Raw genomic sequence first — 16014 nt, forward strand, 5'->3', positions numbered from 1 at the left:
CCGGCATGACCATCGCCCGGGTCGACCGTCCGCGGCGGGCACCGGCCGCCGCGGCGGGGGCCGGTGGCACCGGCGCCCGCTCCGTGCGGCGCAGGCGGCGGCTGACCGCACTCGCCTTCGTGACGCCCCTGCTCGCCTACCTCGCCGCCTTCTACGTCTATCCGCTCTACCGCAACCTCGACCTGAGCCTGCGCGACTACACCGTCCGCTCCTTCGTGGCCGGCGACGCGCCCTTCTCCGGCTGGGACAACTTCCGTACCGTGCTGGATGATCCGGCGTTCGGACCGGCGATGCGGCACACACTGGTCTTCACCTTCGTGTCGATCGTCTTCCAGTACGCCGGCGGCCTCGCCCTCGCCGTCTTCTTCAACCGGCACTTCAGGCTGTCGACCGTACTGCGGGCGCTGTTCCTGATCCCCTGGCTGCTGCCGCTGATCGTGTCGGCGTCGACCTGGTCGTGGATGTTCAACAGCGAGTCAGGAGTGGTGAACTACTTCCTGCACTTCGCCGGGATCGACCCGGTCGGCTGGCTGACCTCGCCGGACTGGGCGCTGACGGCGGTGATCGTCGCCAACATCTGGATCGGCATCCCCTTCAACCTGGTCATCCTCTACAGCGGACTGCAGAACATCCCCGGTGAGCTGTACGAGGCGGCGGCCCTGGACGGGGCGGGCGCCTGGCAGCAGTTCCGGCGGATCACCTTCCCGCTGCTGCGCCCGGTGTCGGCGATCACCCTGCTGCTCGGGCTGGTCTACACCCTCAAGGTGTTCGACCTGATCTGGATCATGACCAAGGGCGGTCCGGGCGACGCCTCCTCGACCCTGGCGACCTGGTCGTACCAGCTGGGCTTCGGCACGCTGCTGCCGAAGTTCGGGCCCGGCGCCGCCGTCGGCGACATCCTGATCCTCATCGCGCTCGTCTTCGGGCTCCTGTACATCCGCGTCCAGAGGAGGCAGGAAGCGTGAAGTCACGCGGTCACACCCTGATCGGCCTCCTCCTCACCGCGTTGATGCTGTTCCCGGTGTACTGGATGGTCAACGTCTCCCTGACCCCGCAGCAGGACATGCGCAAGGACCCGCCGGACCTGTTCCCGCTGCACCCCACCTTCGAGGGCTACCGGGCCGTCCTGGACGACCAACTGCCCTATCTGGGAACCAGCTTGCTGATCGGCCTGGGCACGGTGGCCCTGACCCTGCTCATCGCCGCCCCGGCCGGCTACTCGCTGGCGAAGCTGCGCCCGTGCGGCGGCGGCGCGCTCGGCCTGGCGCTGCTCATCGCGCAGATGATCCCGGGGATCGTGATGGCGATGGGCTTCTACGGCGTCTTCCTGGACCTCGGTCTGCTCAACTCCTGGTGGGGGCTGATCGTCGCGGACTCCACCATCGCCGTGCCGTTCGGCGTCATGATTTTCACCGCGTTCATGTCGGGCATCCCCGGCGAACTGATCTCGGCCGCCCGGATCGACGGCGCCGGCACCTGGCGCACCTTCCGCTCGGTCGTCCTCCCGCTGAGCCGCAACGCGATCGTCACTGTCTCGCTGTTCGGCTTCCTGTGGGCCTGGTCCGACTTCGTCTTCGCCAACACCCTCGACGGCGGCGGCGGTTGGAAACCGATCACGCTCGGCATCTACAAGTACATCGGCAACAACAACCAGGAGTGGAACGCGATCATGGCCACCGCCGTGGTCGCGTCCGTCCCCGCGGCCGTGCTCCTGGTCCTCGCCCAGCGCTACGTGGCCGCGGGCGTCACCGCGGGCGCGGTGAAGGACTGATCACCGCCCCCTCCGACCCCCCGTACTCCGCAAGGGAGACCCATGTCATGAGCCGCACCTCCCGCAGAGCCGCACTGGGCGTCGTGGCCCTCACCGCGGCCGCCCTCGGCACCACGGCCCCCGCCCAGGCCGCGCCGACGTCCTCGACCACCCTGGTGGTGAACGCGAACCAGACCCTGCGCCCCGTCACCCATGTGGCTTCGGGCAGCCTGTACGGCCTGGACACCGCGAGCGTCCCGGCCGACAGCCTGGTCGAGCCGCTCAGGCCCAACACCTTCGTGCAGATGGCGCCCGGCGGCAGCCAGCTCCCCAACGGCGAGCCGGCCCCCGGCGGTGACGCCCTGTCCGTCGCTCCCGAGGCGGCCAGGGCGGGTGCGAAGGTCGTCGTACGCATGCCGGACTGGTATCCGAACTTCCCGTACAAGTGGGTCAGTTGGAGTGACTGGTTGGCCGCCGTGGACAAGCAGGTGGCCTCGGTGAAGTCCTCCGGGGCCACGAACATCGCCGCCTACGAGCTGTGGAACGAGCCGGACTGGACCTGGGACACCTCGGCGGCCGGCAGCTTCGACTCCGGCTGGACGAGGACCTACCGGGAGGTCCGGGTCAAGAACGCCACCACCCCGATCCAGGGCCCGAGTTACTCGGCCTGGAACCAGAGCTCGATGACCACGTTCCTCACCGACGCGAAGGCCGCCGGCACGGTCCCGGACATCGTCTCCTGGCACGAGTTGCAGGGCTCGCAGAACGTCGCCGCCCATGTCGCCGCCTACCGCGCCCTGGAGACCAGCCTCGGCATCAGCCCCCGCCCGATCGCCATCGAGGAGTACGGCACCACGAGCGAGGTCGGCGTCCCCGGACCGCTCGCGGGCTACGTGGCCAAGTTCGAGCGGGCCGGAGTCCACGACGCCGAGCTGGCCTTCTGGAACCACTACGGCACCCTCGGCGACACCCTCACCGACACCGGCGGCTCACCGAACGGGGCGTACTGGCTCTACAAGTGGTACGGCGACATGTCCGGGAACATGCTGGTCACCACGCCTCCGGCGCAGACGGGCATCGACGGCTTCGCGGCCCGCAACGCCGCGGGCAACCAGATCAGTGTCGTCACCGGCGGCTGCACCGGTGCGTGCGCCGTGACCGTCAACGGACTGTCGTCCCTGTCGGCCTTCGGCAGCACGGTACACGTCAAGCTGGAGTACACGCCGTCCAAGGGCCGTACCACCGCGGTCTCCGGACCGATCACCATCTCCGACACGGACTACCCCGTCAGCGGCGGCTCGATCACCGTCCCGGTGACCATGAACGCCTCGGACGGCTACCACCTGACCATCACCCCGGCCGGCACCGCCGGCTCGCTGGCCGGGCGCTACCAGATCACCAACAGGAACAGCGGTCTCGCCCTGGACACCAGCGGCGCGGGCACCGCCCAGGGCACCGCCGTCGTCCAGGCCACCGGCACCAGCGGCACCGACCAGAACTGGACCCTGGTGGCCGCCGGCAACGGTCTCTACAAGATCCAGCAGCAGGCGAGCGGGCTGCTCCTCGGCATCACGAGCATGAGCACCTCCGCCGGGGGCACGGCCCTGATCTGGGGTGACAACGGCACCGCCGACCACCTCTGGCAGCTGATCCCGTCCGGGGACGGCTACTTCAAGATCGCCAACTACAACAGCGGGCTGTTGCTCGGTGTGACCACCATGAGCACCTCGACCGGTGCCCAGGTCCTCCAGTGGGACGACAACGGCACCGCGGACCACCTGTGGAAGCTCACGGCCCGCTGACGCGCACCGCGGTGCACCCGAGCACACCCGCACGGGGCCACCGTCCACGACCGACCGGCCCCGCCCTCGCGAGAGGCCGGGGCCGGTCGTCGCCGGATCACCGCAGGTGACCGGGGAGGGACGGTAGTCGTGACGGGACTGACCGAACGCGACCTCTGCGCACCGGCCGCAAAGGGGGACACCTGCCCGCGGGTCTTCGACAAGGTGAGGGCCCGCCGGTCGTTCGACAAGGTGAGGGACGGAATCCGCACGGCCCGCCGGTGGCTCGGCAACGCGGATCGGCGCCCGCTAAGTTTGGCGGCATGAGCAACCTTGACCGCGCTCCCGTACCGAGCGTGTGCGGCGGCCGCGGATTCGTCGTCGCCGAACCCGTCCGCGAACTGCTGAGCCCCCGTCACGTGCGACTCGGGGAGTCCACCGAGGTGCGCCGGCTGCTGCCGAACCTCGGCCGCCGCATGATCGGCGCCTGGGCGTTCGTCGACCACTACGGGCCCGACGACATCGCCGACGAGCCCGGGATGCAGGTGCCGCCGCATCCGCACATCGGGCTGCAGACGGTCAGCTGGCTGCACCAGGGCGAGGTGCTGCACCGCGACTCCACCGGCAGCCTCCAGACGATCCGCCCGCGCGAGCTGGGGCTGATGACCTCGGGGCGGGCGATCAGCCACTCCGAGGAGAGCCCCCGGTCGCATGCCCGGTACCTGCACGGCGCCCAGCTGTGGGTGGCGCTCCCGGACGCCCACCGGCACACGGACCCGATGTTCGAGCACCACCCCGACCTGCCTACGGTGACCGCGCCCGGCCTGATCGCCACGGTCATCCTCGGCGCGCTGGACGGGGCGGCGTCCCCGGGCACGACGTTCACCCCGATCGTCGGCGCGGACCTGTCCCTCACCGGGGGCGCGGACCTGCGCCTGCCCCTGGAACCGGACTTCGAGTACGGCGTACTGGCGATGTCCGGCGAGGTACACGTCGACGGCGTTCCGGTGCTCCCCGGTTCCATGCTCTACCTGGGCTGCGGCCGCACCGAACTCCCGCTGCGCGCCGAGTCGGACGCGGCGATCATGCTGCTCGGCGGCGAACCGTTCGAGGAGGAGCTGGTCATGTGGTGGAACTTCGTCGGGCGTACCCAGGAGGACATCGAGCAGGCCCGCGCGGACTGGATGAGCGGGTCGCGGTTTGGGGAAGTGAAGGGGTACGACGGAGCGCCTCTCCCGGCGCCGGAACTGCCGCCGGTGCCGCTGAAACCGCGAGGCCGAGTGCGCTGAACAGGAATTTCACAGCCTGACACACAGAGTGCCGGGGTCGCAGTCGGACTGTCGACCGGGGTGGGACCATCCACGCGGGCGCGGGGATGATCCGCATGCCCGCACACGGGCACCACAGCGCGGGGATGATCCCGCCACCGCCGCCGACGAACCATCGCAGCGACGACCGCCATGCGTGAACGGCCGAGGCTGATCACCGCTGAGCCGGGAGTGCAGGGCGCTACCCCGTACTCTCCCTACGTTTCCGCCCGGGACCCGGAGTACCTGTACACCGCTGTCGATTGCTTCTGCAGTAATGATCGCAGGGGGACAGTGGTGACCGACCTGAAGCTGTTCTGGCCGGATACCGATGGCCGAGACATCGAGCGGAGCGTCCGAGCGCGTGGTCGGCGGGCTCGCCGGCCGCCCCTTTTTGCGCGCTCCGGCGGCGTGCTGGTGGGCGCGGACGACGGTGGAGTCCACCGACACGGTCCAGTCGATGTCGTCATCACCGACCGCCGCTGCCAGAACGGCGGCGAGGATCATCTCCCAGGTGCCGTCGACGGCCCACCTGATCAGCCGTTCATGGGCGGCCTGGAACGAGCCGAGTTCGTCGGGCAAGTCCCGCCAGGGCGAGTTGGTGCGGTACTTCCACACGATGGCCTCGAGGGTGCGGCGATGATCGGCCCACCTCCGTCCGCGGACCGGATCGGCCAGCATCAGCGGTGCGATCCGGCCCCACATCGCACCAGTGATCACTAACCGGACAGGCACATCCGATCACCTGACCAACCCATCAAAGAGACACGCGCTAGAACGCGGAGTTGGTGAACCAGTGAGTCAGCAGGTCCTTGTCTCCGTCACGTGTGAAGACCGCCGCATCGTGGTGCAGTCGGCCGTAGACGAGCAGCAACAGATCGGCCACGTCTCCATGAACCGTTGCGTCGGCGGTTTCGGCAGCACCGGGGTTCGCGGCGAGCCCGAAGCCGTCGGACCGCAGGCGCACGAGCCAGTTTCCCTCACCGTCGGTCGCGTGGAAGCGGATGGCCTTGTCGGGGCCGCGCAGCTTGGCGACGTTGGGCGCGAAGGAGGCGGCGAAGGGCAGATTGACGAGGAACTCGTCGACCCCGTCGACCGCCAACGGGCGGTCGACGATGGGTCGGCGGCCCAGTGCCAGTTCGGCGTCGACCCGGTGCAGCAGGGTCTCGAAGAGCATCCGGCGTGCCCAGAAACGGGCGTGCTGATCGCCGCCCCATGCCCACATGGGCAGGTCCGGGTCGGTGGCCGCGAAGGCCTGCGCGGCCACGGTCGCACTGTCGGTCAGCCAGTCGGGGTACTCTTCCTGCCGCTCCGGGAGTCGCAGGTCCACCTCCCGCTTGCGCGGGGGCTCCTGGATGCGCGCGTGCAGAAGACTCGAGAACCAACGCTGGACGCTGCCGGTGTGCTTGACCAGGTCCGCCAGTGTCCAACCGGGGCAGCTCGGCACGGGGGTCGTCAGGTCGGCATCCTTGAGGGCTGCGACGAGTCGGGCGGTCTCCACCGCGATCGCGGCGCGGTGGTCGACCGGAGCGGGTCCGTGCGCGGGGCGGTCCAACGAGTTCATCTTGGGGGCCTTTCTCTGGGGGCTGGCTTGAGGTGACGGCGGGTCTGCCGCCGTCACGCGGCAGAACTTGTCGAGCTGCAGGCACTCGGTGGCGGGGTGATCCGGCTACTTCTGGCCTCACGCCCTCCGATGGTCGCACCCGCACGCGCACCCCACTCGCACGGGATCCCGCCGCTGGCTGGAGGTGCCCGGGATGGTTCGGTCGAACAACACCGTCGTCCGTGCTCGAGGTGCAGTCCTTCAGCGTTCCGTCCCTGTTGGAGCGACACGCCGGCCTCTGACGCGGACCGGGCGACCCGCATAGCTCAGCGGCCCGACTTCTCGCCCGGCGGTCCGGGCTCCGGCCCCCGCCGTCCGATCGGCAAGTGCCAGGCGATATCGACCGGCGTGCTCGAACGCCTGTCGGTACGGTCAGCCCATGGAAGACCTGCCCGAGAGCGTGGACCGCCACATCCTGGACCATCGGATCGTTGTGGCACTGAAGGCGATCATGGACACGTCCGGCTGCACGCTCCACGAAGCGATCGACATCTTCGGGGTCCGATACGAGGAGCTCCGCTGCGACCGGCCGGACGACTTCCAGGTGAGCCGCGAGGAGTACGGACGCAACGTCTACACCTGACCTGAGCTCTTCCCGCCAGTCGGGATTCGCCTGCTGGCGGGCGAAGAACTTCTGCCAGCGCTTGTGCGGGGGCAGCAGGGCGGCAAGCGTCGTCAGCAGCCTGCCCGGCGACTTCAGGGCGGTGCCGCCGGGCGTTCCGGTGAGCAGGACGTCACCGGGCTGCAGGGTCTGGAAGCGGGCCAGCAGACTGACGGCGCGGGCGGCCCGGACGATCATCTCCGTGGTGGTGCGGTCCTGCCGGGTGGCCCCAATGACCTTGAGGGCGAGCCGAAGGTCCGGCAGGCGGGCCAGGTCGTCGGCGTCGACCAGGAGCAGCCGGGGGCCCAGCGGGGTGAAGGTCGGGTACGACTTGGCCTCGTAGAACTGGGTCTTGGGCAGTTGCAGATCGCGTGCGCTGACGTCGTCGGCGACGACGAGCGCGGCGACGAACGCCGACAGGGTGGAGTCGGTGACCTCGGTACCGACCGGCAGATCGGCGCCCATCACCAGCCCGAGCTCCACCTCATAGTCCAGGAAACGCACGTGTTGTGGACGTTCGATGTCCTGGTAGGGCCCGCTGACGGACCCGGACGCCTTGCGGAAGAACGCCGGCGGAACGGCGTCCGGGTCGAATCCGGAGTCCACCGCGTGGGAACGGTAGTTGACCATCTGCGCTACCACCCGGCAGGGCGTGGTGACAGGCGACAGCAGCTCGGCCTCTCCAACCGAAACCCCGGCGTCGGGGTCACCCGTGGCGCGGGCAGCCGCCTTCTGCACCGCGGAACGGTCGGCGAGCAGGCCGGCGGTGGTGTCCGCGCCGGTGTCGACGCGGTGCAGCCGTCCTGTGCCGCTCTCCACCCACCAGCCGTCTGTGGTGCGGACGACCTGGATACTCATCGGCTCTCCTGAGTCCTGGACAGGCACCGACCGGAACTCCCGCGAGCAGCTCCAGTCAGCAGTGATGAGAGAATCAGTCCAGATGACGACCCCGTCAACAACTGTCAGTCGTGATGGAACCATCAAAATTGACGCCCTGGACATGGGTGGAGAGATGAGTATTGATCGACAGGGCAGGGCCAACCCACCCAGCCACATGCCCAACCGCGTGGACCGACGCAAGGCGCGCACCCGTGCCGCGCTGATCGCCGCCGTGAGTTGGTGTTGGGGTGGGTGCGCGCCGTGGCGACGGCTTTGGGGTCAACCGTTGGCATCCGGATAGGAGCCGTTGGCGCTCTTGGGAGGCGGCTGATCGGGTACGGCTCTCCTGCCGTTCCAGCGGAAGCGGAAGGTCTTGTTGCCGCCGGTGGGGCCGGCCAGGGCATCGTGCGGCCTGTACTGCGGGCAGGTGAAGGCCACGGATGTGCCGCCCTGGGAGATGGTGCACCCGTAGGTGGCGTCCGCCTGCCAGACCAGGGTGGTGCCTGCGAAGAGCGAGACGGCGCCGCAGTGCCCGTCCATGGAGCCGGAGCACACGGTGTAGAAGCCGCGCAGGGGACCGGGCGAGCCTGTCTTCTCGGGGCCGGTGACGATGGTCTGGTGGTCCTGGGCGAGAAGCTTGCGCACCACGGAGTAGTCAAACGGAGCCCCCGTACGCGCGGGCGAGGACGAGTGCGACTCGTCCCAGGCGCCGTCGTGAAGGGTCCACAAGGCTGCCGCGCCACCGGCGACAGCCACCGATGCGAGCCACGCAGCGAGCATCCGGAAGCGCCGCGGCCTCGGCGCGGCGGATTCCGAGGCCGACGACACAGGTGGGTCGGTGAGCGTGGGGGTCGAAGAGTCGTCGGACTCGACGCCCACCGATCGCGCGGCCTCGGCGAGGGCCTGCCGGCCACGCTGTTCCCAGCCGGGCCCGTACAACTGGTCCCCCGCGGATTCGACCTCCGTCACGAACGCCCCGGCGTCACTCGCCCCGCCCGGCAGATCTGCGGACAGACCGCGGCGCGCGAGGAGACGGAGGGACTCGGGGAACTCGCCGAGGTCAGGTGAGCCGCCAGGAGGGCGACCGTCCAGAGCCTCGTACAGGACGGCTGTCGCGGAGCTGATGTCACGCTCAGGTGAGGCGGCCGGAGTGGCCCCGCGACCCGTCAGGCCGAAGTCAACGAGTTTGGTGTCGCCCTCGGTGGAGATCAGGACGGTCTCGGTGCCGCAGGCCCGGTGCACTATGCCCAGCCGATGAGCGGCGGCCAAGCCCAGCAGCAGTCCTTTGAAGAGCGTGAGGGCAGCCTCCGGCGGCAGGGCGCCGTGGTGGAGCAGCACGGAGTGCAGGGCCGGCCCCCGGACCGGTTCCGTCACCAGTGCGGCGGTGCCGCCGTGCTCCACGTACGAGTACACGCGGGCGGTGTAAGGGGAGCGAAGGCCGGTGAGCATGGACACCTCGCCGCGGAACTGCTGCCTGAACCCGAGGTCCGCCAGCAGTCGGTCGCTCAGGTATCTGATGACCACCGGCGTGCCCGTGGCGTCGTCGACCGCGAGGACGACGCGGCCCGCGGTCCCGTCGCCCAGCTCTCGGACCTCGCGGAAGCCGGGCAGCCGCCACGGTCTGCCGAACCGGATACCTGGCGCTCGCATCGTGCCCCCAAGCCCGTGACTCGCGCTCGCGGGCCTCAGTGTGACGATCGCACAGCCGATCGTAAACCCCGCGGCCCGCGCCTGCCGGCCGGCCCGCTGCGGCTGGGCCACCCACTGGCACATGGGGCGCGACGGTGCCACGGCGTCACATCGTCATCGTCTGGAAAGAACGATTCGTTCGAGACACAGGAGCGCTACCGTGCAGCGTACCGTCGGACGGCGAAGCGAGGGGCGCGTGATCGAACTCTCCGAACTCATCAGCGAGTTGCGACGTGAACTGCAGAACGCCATGGTCACGGCAGCGGACCAGTCCCTGCGGTTCGAACTCGGTCCTGTGGAGCTGGAGACCACCGTGCTCGCGGCGAAGGAGGCCGGCGGCCGCGGAACCGTGCGCTTCTGGGTGGTGGAGGCCGGCGGCGACGGCCGCCTCACGCACAGCTCGACCCACAGGGTGAGACTCACTCTCCAGCCACGCGTGTCGGACACCGGCGAGGTCGCCTACATCCACGGCAGCGACCAGCCGGGGGAACGTTGACAGCGGGATGACGGACAACGGCGGGGTGCGGGCGACCCTGGTCGCCGAAGTCCTGGTCGAGGAGGACGGCCGACAGCCGGGGCGCCGCGGCTCCGGCTACCTCGTCTCCTCCGGTCTGGTCCTCACGGCAGCGCACGTCGTTCGCGACGCGCGGGCGATACGCGTGCGTCTGGACGCGGACCGTCCGACAGAGCGGTCCGTGGCGTCCACCGTCATCTGGCTCAACGAGCGCATCGACGTCGCCCTCCTGGTGGGGCCGACCGGCCCCGCCGTGCCCAGGGCCGCGTTCGCGGCCGTGGGTGAGCGGGACGCGACCATACGCTGTAGCGCTGTGGGATTTCCGCTGTTCAAACTCCGCCAGGACGCCGACGGATCCCGATACCGCGACGCGTGTCACGCGACGGGCACCTGCGCGCCGATGTCCAATCGCCGGGAGGGAACGCTGGAGTTGCGGTTCGCCGCTCCCCAGGCCGACCCGGACCCGACGCGCTCACCGTGGGAGGGCATGTCCGGAGCCGCCGTCTGGAGCGGCGCGCGGATCATCGGCGTCGTCGCGTCGCATCACCGTGCCGAGGGCCTGGGCAGGCTCACCGCAAGCCGGGTGGACCGGTGGCACGAGAGCCTCGACGACGACCAGCGGCGCCAACTGGAGGCCCTGCTGGGCACGGGGCTCGGTCCAGGGCGTCTCCCCCAGCTGCGAAGTGGCCCGCTGGAGACCACCACCCGCGCCGAACCGGCGGCACGGCGTCGAACCGTCTGGGCCGCCGTCGGCACCGCCACGGCGGCAGCCGTGATCGCCGTCATCGGGGTCGTGTCGGAACACGGATCGCCCTCCACCACGGCCGCCGGCTCCTCATCCGCGTCCCGCGCCGGTGCCGGCGGTGCCCATACCGCTGCTGACGACATCCTGGTTCAGAAGGCGGACTACTGCCCTCCCTACTACTACCCCGGCACGATCGCGCGGTACGTGATGCGCGCCGGATCCGACTACGCCGCGACCGCTCCCGTCGAGGGGCCGCTGGTGCTGGACATCACCAACCAGACGTCCTCGAAGGAGGCCGTCATCCTCTCCGGCATCCACATCCTGGTGCGCAGGAGAAGCCCCGCGCCGACCTCGGGAATAACCGTGCAGTACAGCGGCTGTGGCGGCGCCGTGATCGTCCGCTACTTCTCGGTCGACCTGGACGCCGCGCAGCCGAAGGTGGTCGCGGAGGCGGGAGGCGGAGCCGACGGCCACGCACCGCCCGTACGCTTCCCGTTCTCCATCACGCCAGGCGACCCGGAGATCTTCGAACTGACGGCGACGGGCACACAGGACTGCACCTTCGACATCGAGATCGACTGGATCGCAGCAGGCAGACCGGGAAAGACGATCCTCGACAACCACGGGAAGCACTTCCGCCAACTGAGAGTTGCCAAGAACCTCCCCAACTACACGTTCCCCAGCGGCCAGAACTCCCCGATTCCCGCCCCACGAGAGGAGATCGGCTGAACTCTGCCGCTCCGCACGGCTGCGACGTGGCCGGCATTCCCTCGGTGATCACCGAGCGGGGCGAGGTTCGGGGAGGTGGAGGATTACGACGGAGCGTCTCTCCCCGCCCCGGAACTGCCGCCCGTGCCGCTGAAACTGCGGGGCAGAATGCGCCGAGCAGGAACTTCACGGCCTGACGCAGGCAGTGCCGGGCGAGGTCGCCCCCCCCCGGCCCGGTTCCCGCACACAGCCGCCCTGGCCTCGTTCCCGCCACCGCTGTCAGAACATGGTGTTGTCGTTCTCGGAAGTGGGTGGCACGACCTGGAGCACGTCCCAGTGTTCGACGATCTTCCCGTCCGGGTCGAAGCGGAAGATGTCGATGCCTGCGTACTCCTCATCGGGCCAGAACTGGTGGCAGTGCAGGACGACATGGTCGCCCTCCGCGAAGGTGCGCTTGAACTCCACGCGTTTGCCGGGGTATTCCGCGGCCATGCGGACGAAGTAGTCGATGAACGCCTGCTTGCCGTCGGCGACGTGCGGGTTGTGCTACTTCTTCCGGAGCAGCCACGTGGTGCCAGCATCGTCCAAGAGCTGCACGGGCGCTTCGAGCTGATCGGGGTTCATGTGGAAGGCCTGCGTGGTGTGAGTATTCGGCATCACGACGGGTGAGGTCATCCTGGTTTTCACGGAACTGCGGTCAGAGTCTTGCGACCGTCCTCATCAGCGGCCGACGAAGGCGGTGCGGTCAGCAACCGGGAGGAGGACGTGGGCGGGGTCGTAGATACCGAGCCCCCTGCCGCACCAAACCCGAGATCAATCGAGGGAATAGTGCACGGTCGGAATAACCCCCTCCCGCCAGTAGCGGCCGGACTGCGCAGCGGATGCTGCCCCGACCCACAGCCGGACAGGGCGGGGCGCACGGGGCGGCACTTGATCACCAGCACCGTGTACAAGACTGCCCGAGATGAAGACGGCAACCACCGCTCCGAGGGCGAAATCCGCGATGCTCCCTGGGTGGCCATTGCCCCCGTCGTGAACGCCATCCGGGTCCTGGAACGCATGGTTCCGCCAGGGCGGCTGCTGTTCGACCACCACCTGTTCCTGAAGGGGGCATGGCGGCCACTTGGGTGCCACTCGTTGAATTATGGTCGTACGATAAGGTTAGGTCTGGGCGATGGCCGTCCACAGGTGAAGGAGGGCCAGTGGCGCGCTACGGGAAAGAGCACAAGCAGGCCACCCGGCAGCGCATCATCGAGGCGGCCGGACGCCGGTTCAAGCGCGACGGCATCGACGGCTCCGGGGTTGCCGTGCTCATGTCGGATGCCGGGTTGACCAACGGCGCTTTCTACGCTCATTTCGCCTCCAAGGACGACCTGGTCGTCAACGCCGTCGCACAACAACTTCGCGACTTGGCCGAGAGCCTGGACGCGATGGCGGGTGACGGCGGCGTCGAACAGCTCGTGCGCGCGTACCTCTCCGTCGAGCATCGCGACCATCCCGCGGAAGGCTGCCCGTCCGCCGCGCTGCTCGACGAGATCGGCCGGTGCGGGCAGGCGACCAAACGGGCTTACACCGACGGAGTGGTCGCCATCGCCGACGACATCGCGGCGCGCCTGGCGCCGCGCGATCCGGCGTCGCTGCGCCTTGCGGTGCTCACCGCCTATGCCGGGATGGTCGGCACGCTGCAACTGGCCCGTGCTCTGGCGGATGAACAGTTGTCGCAGGCGGTTCTCGAACAGGGCATCAGCAACGCCCTCGCCCTCCTGAGCGTGCCGAAGCCGAGCTGAGGCACCGCAGCGCCGGGGCCGTGGTCCCGCGCACAGTTACGGCTGCATGTACTGACATCGGCGCCGATCGATGCAAATCGACGGGTCGCACGCGCGCCGGGCACACGCCCCCGCCGAGCGCCGTCGGCCCGTCTGCCTGCACCCTCTTCCACCCGGGACGTCGCCCTCAGGTGCCGCCCGATCAGCCCGCTTGCCAGTCGACTCCATCCCGCATAGTATTACGAACATAATTTAATCAGCCTTGATCCACTGATGAAGGAGACTGCGGTGACGACGAACAGGCCGGTGGCGCTGGTGACAGGGGCGTCCTCAGGAATCGGGAAGGCGGCCGCCGCCGCTCTCGCCGAGGCGGGCTTCGAGGTGGTCGGGACGAGCCGCAACACCTCCGGGCTCGCCCCCACCCCGGGTGTGACGATGCTCGATCTGGACGTGACCGGCGCCGATTCGGCCACCACCGTGGTCAAACTGGTGATCGAGCGGTTCGGAGGGATCGACGTGCTCGTCAACAACGCCGGCATCGGCGCGGCGGGCGCCGCCGAGGAAAGCTCGCTCGCGCAGGATCAACGCATCATCGACGTCAACGTCTTCGGCGCCATACGCATGATGAAGGCCGTCCTGCCGCACATGCGTGCCCAGGGATCCGGGCGCGTCATCAACCTCTCGTCCGTCGTCGGGCTCGTCCCGCAGCCCTACATGGCCATCTACGCCGCCTCCAAGCATGCGATCGAGGGCTACTCCGAGTCCGTGGACCACGAGGTCCGCGAGCACGGGGTGCGGGTACTGCTGGTCGAACCCGCCCTGACCAAAACCTCGTTCGACGCGAACGCCGTGCGCTCCGACCTGCCGCTGCCCGTCTACGCGAAACAGCGCGGCGTGTTCGACCAGCTCGTCGCGGAACTGATCAAGAAGGGCGACGATCCGTCCGTCGTCGCCAAGGTGATCGTGACCGCGGCCACCGCACCGAAGCCGAAGCTGCGCTACGCCGCCGGCCCGACAGCCTCACGTGTCAGCGTGCTGCGCCGCATCGTGCCCGCCCGGGCATTCGACCGGCAATTGCGCAAGCTCAACCAGCTGCCCGGCTGACCCCTCGCACGCAGACCGCACCAAAAGGCGAACCGCACCGCCACGGTCCGCAGCCACACGGCCATCGACGCTTCGGCAACGAGAAGACCGATACACGCAAGGTGTCCTGCCGGCGGACAGTCCCGCAGGAACGCCACCGGGCAGCAGTCGCGCTCGTCGAGGCGTCGTCGCTCAACCCTCTGGCCGCGCCCAACCCCCAGCACCTGATCAGAAGAGGCAGACATGAAGATCAAAGGTTCGGTCGCCCTGGTGACCGGCGCCAACCGCGGCATCGGCAAGGCATTCGCGGAGGAACTCCTTGAGCGCGGTGCGACCAAGGTGTACGCGGCTGTACGCGATGTCGCCACGATCACCGATCCGCGGCTCACGCCCGTCGCGCTGGACGTGACGGACCCGGCGGCTGTCGCCGCGGCCGCGACCGAGCTCGCCGATGTCGCGATCGTCGTGAACAACGCCGGGATCGCCAGCGGAAACCTCGCCCTCTCCGCACCGCTCGACGTCGCGCGCAACGAGCTCGAGGTGAACTACTTCGGGCTCATCGCCATGACGCAAGCCTTCGCCCCGGTCGTGGCAGCCAACGGTGGCGGTGCCTTCGTCAACATGCTCTCGGTCGTCTCCTGGGCGGCGTACCCCGTGGCCGCAACGTACAGTGCGTCGAAGGCTGCCGCATGGAGCTACACCAACGCCGCCAGGCAGCAGCTCAAGACGCAGGGGACCGAAGTCGTCGCCGTCCACGTCGGGCCGGTCGACACGGACATGCAAGCCGGCATCGACATCGCCAAGACCCCGCCCGCCGACGTGGCCCGCAGCGCCCTGGACGCGCTGGAGACAGGTCGGCCCGAGGCCATCGTCGATGAGCTCAGTCGCAACGTGAAGTCCACGCTGCACGACGACCTGACCCTGCTGTACCCGGCCCTCGAGACGCAGTTCGCCGCGTACCTGGCGAGCTGACCCACGGGGGGTGTGCCAAGGCCGACACAGGAGTCCTCACGCAGGGGTAGCCCCGGTCGCAGCCGCCCAGTTCACTCCGGCACCTGTGGGTGAAGGTGGCGCTCACCACCTTCACAACGATCAGTCTCGTTGCGCTTCGCGAGAGGCAGGCTGTCCGCTGAGGGGGGCAGGTTGGTGGCCAGGTACCAGGTGGCCTTCTCCGGCAGGCGGGCTGGGTCGGTGGTGGCCACGACCAGTCGGCAGGGTGAGCTGGGGCCGTAGCCACTCAGGCGGGCATCGGCGGCCGCCAGGTCTCGGTGTGCCCGTCGCGGAAGTGCCGCGCCACGGGTGTCCAGTAGCCGGGACGCTTGGTATCGCGCCAGGTGTGCGGTTGGTCGGCGCGAACCCGGGCACCGCGGTGCGCTTGAGCGCGACCACGTAGGCCAGGCCCGCCTCGCGTAGTGCGAGGTACCAGCTGGGGGCTGTTCAGACACCGGATCCCAGGCGTGGCTTTTCGAGGCAGCGCGTTGCGGCTGCAGCTCAGAGATCGGTGCCAGCTCCCAACTTGCGCATCGCGCTACGCAGATACGACGTCGGTTGCGGGCAGCAACGAGGATCTCCTGCACCGCAACGGTCG

General features: G+C 69.1%; 12 protein-coding genes and 3 pseudogenes. 10 read left to right on the plus strand and 5 right to left on the minus strand.

Annotation, left to right across the window (positions count from 1 at the left end):
* Positions 1 to 5 precede the first annotated feature (5 nt).
* The 4 genes from AB0958_RS16445 (at position 6) to AB0958_RS16460 (ending at position 4820) form a co-directional block, all read left to right on the plus strand.
* Positions 6 to 965 (plus strand): sugar ABC transporter permease, encoded by a 960-nt coding sequence (locus tag AB0958_RS16445; RefSeq protein WP_366891123.1) that lies wholly within the window; start codon positions 6 to 8, stop codon positions 963 to 965.
* Positions 966 to 1009: 44 nt separating this feature from the next.
* Positions 1010 to 1771, plus strand: a complete 762-nt coding sequence (locus AB0958_RS16450) for a carbohydrate ABC transporter permease (protein WP_366891161.1) — start codon at positions 1010 to 1012, stop codon at positions 1769 to 1771.
* A gap of 47 nt (positions 1772 to 1818) precedes the next feature.
* Complete coding sequence (locus AB0958_RS16455; RefSeq protein ID WP_366891124.1) at positions 1819 to 3552, plus strand: RICIN domain-containing protein; 1734 nt, start codon at positions 1819 to 1821, stop codon at positions 3550 to 3552.
* A gap of 302 nt (positions 3553 to 3854) precedes the next feature.
* The gene (locus AB0958_RS16460; protein WP_366891125.1) at positions 3855 to 4820 is read left to right on the plus strand and encodes a pirin family protein; all 966 of its coding nucleotides are present in this window, start codon (positions 3855 to 3857) and stop codon (positions 4818 to 4820) included.
* 231 nt (positions 4821 to 5051) lie between these two features.
* On the opposite strand, the pseudogene AB0958_RS16465 reads toward AB0958_RS16460, so the two are convergent.
* Both AB0958_RS16465 and AB0958_RS16470 read right to left on the minus strand, forming a co-directional pair.
* Positions 5052 to 5573, minus strand: a pseudogene (locus AB0958_RS16465) (transposase); the annotation flags it as partial.
* Positions 5574 to 5610: 37 nt separating this feature from the next.
* Positions 5611 to 6402 (minus strand): maleylpyruvate isomerase family mycothiol-dependent enzyme, encoded by a 792-nt coding sequence (locus AB0958_RS16470; protein WP_366891126.1) that lies wholly within the window; start codon positions 6400 to 6402, stop codon positions 5611 to 5613.
* Between the two features lie 418 nt (positions 6403 to 6820).
* Between AB0958_RS16470 and AB0958_RS16475 the strand changes: the two genes are divergently transcribed.
* The gene (locus tag AB0958_RS16475) at positions 6821 to 7024 is read left to right on the plus strand and encodes a hypothetical protein (RefSeq protein ID WP_366891127.1); all 204 of its coding nucleotides are present in this window, start codon (positions 6821 to 6823) and stop codon (positions 7022 to 7024) included.
* A gap of 42 nt (positions 7025 to 7066) precedes the next feature.
* Here AB0958_RS16475 and AB0958_RS16480 read toward each other — a convergent pair.
* Both AB0958_RS16480 and AB0958_RS16485 read right to left on the minus strand, forming a co-directional pair.
* Positions 7067 to 7900, minus strand: a pseudogene (locus AB0958_RS16480) (fumarylacetoacetate hydrolase family protein); the annotation flags it as partial.
* Between the two features lie 300 nt (positions 7901 to 8200).
* Complete coding sequence (locus AB0958_RS16485) at positions 8201 to 9571, minus strand: protein kinase (protein ID WP_366891128.1); 1371 nt, start codon at positions 9569 to 9571, stop codon at positions 8201 to 8203.
* A 199-nt stretch (positions 9572 to 9770) separates the two neighbouring features.
* Here AB0958_RS16485 and AB0958_RS16490 point away from each other — a divergent pair, with 199 nt between their 5' ends.
* Together AB0958_RS16490 and AB0958_RS16495 are read left to right on the plus strand one after the other, a co-directional pair.
* A complete protein-coding gene (locus AB0958_RS16490) occupies positions 9771 to 10106 on the plus strand; it encodes a trypco2 family protein (protein ID WP_366891129.1) in 336 nt (111 codons plus the stop codon).
* Positions 10107 to 10113: 7 nt separating this feature from the next.
* Positions 10114 to 11598, plus strand: a complete 1485-nt coding sequence (locus AB0958_RS16495; protein WP_366891130.1) for a serine protease — start codon at positions 10114 to 10116, stop codon at positions 11596 to 11598.
* 258 nt (positions 11599 to 11856) lie between these two features.
* Here AB0958_RS16495 and AB0958_RS16500 read toward each other — a convergent pair.
* Positions 11857 to 12099: pseudogene (locus AB0958_RS16500) on the minus strand (nuclear transport factor 2 family protein); the annotation flags it as partial.
* A 680-nt stretch (positions 12100 to 12779) separates the two neighbouring features.
* Between AB0958_RS16500 and AB0958_RS16505 the strand changes: the two are divergent.
* The 3 genes from AB0958_RS16505 to AB0958_RS16515 all read left to right on the plus strand — a co-directional run bounded on the left by AB0958_RS16505 (position 12780) and on the right by AB0958_RS16515 (position 15398).
* The gene (locus tag AB0958_RS16505; RefSeq protein WP_366891131.1) at positions 12780 to 13364 is read left to right on the plus strand and encodes a TetR family transcriptional regulator; all 585 of its coding nucleotides are present in this window, start codon (positions 12780 to 12782) and stop codon (positions 13362 to 13364) included.
* A gap of 267 nt (positions 13365 to 13631) precedes the next feature.
* Positions 13632 to 14447, plus strand: a complete 816-nt coding sequence (locus tag AB0958_RS16510; RefSeq protein WP_366891132.1) for an oxidoreductase — start codon at positions 13632 to 13634, stop codon at positions 14445 to 14447.
* A 222-nt stretch (positions 14448 to 14669) separates the two neighbouring features.
* The gene (locus tag AB0958_RS16515; RefSeq protein ID WP_366891133.1) at positions 14670 to 15398 is read left to right on the plus strand and encodes an SDR family oxidoreductase; all 729 of its coding nucleotides are present in this window, start codon (positions 14670 to 14672) and stop codon (positions 15396 to 15398) included.
* The last annotated feature ends 616 nt before the right edge of the window (positions 15399 to 16014 follow it).

It is taken from the genome of Streptomyces sp. NPDC006655 (assembly GCF_040703965.1).
Taxonomy (GTDB): Bacteria; Actinomycetota; Actinomycetes; order Streptomycetales; family Streptomycetaceae; genus Streptomyces.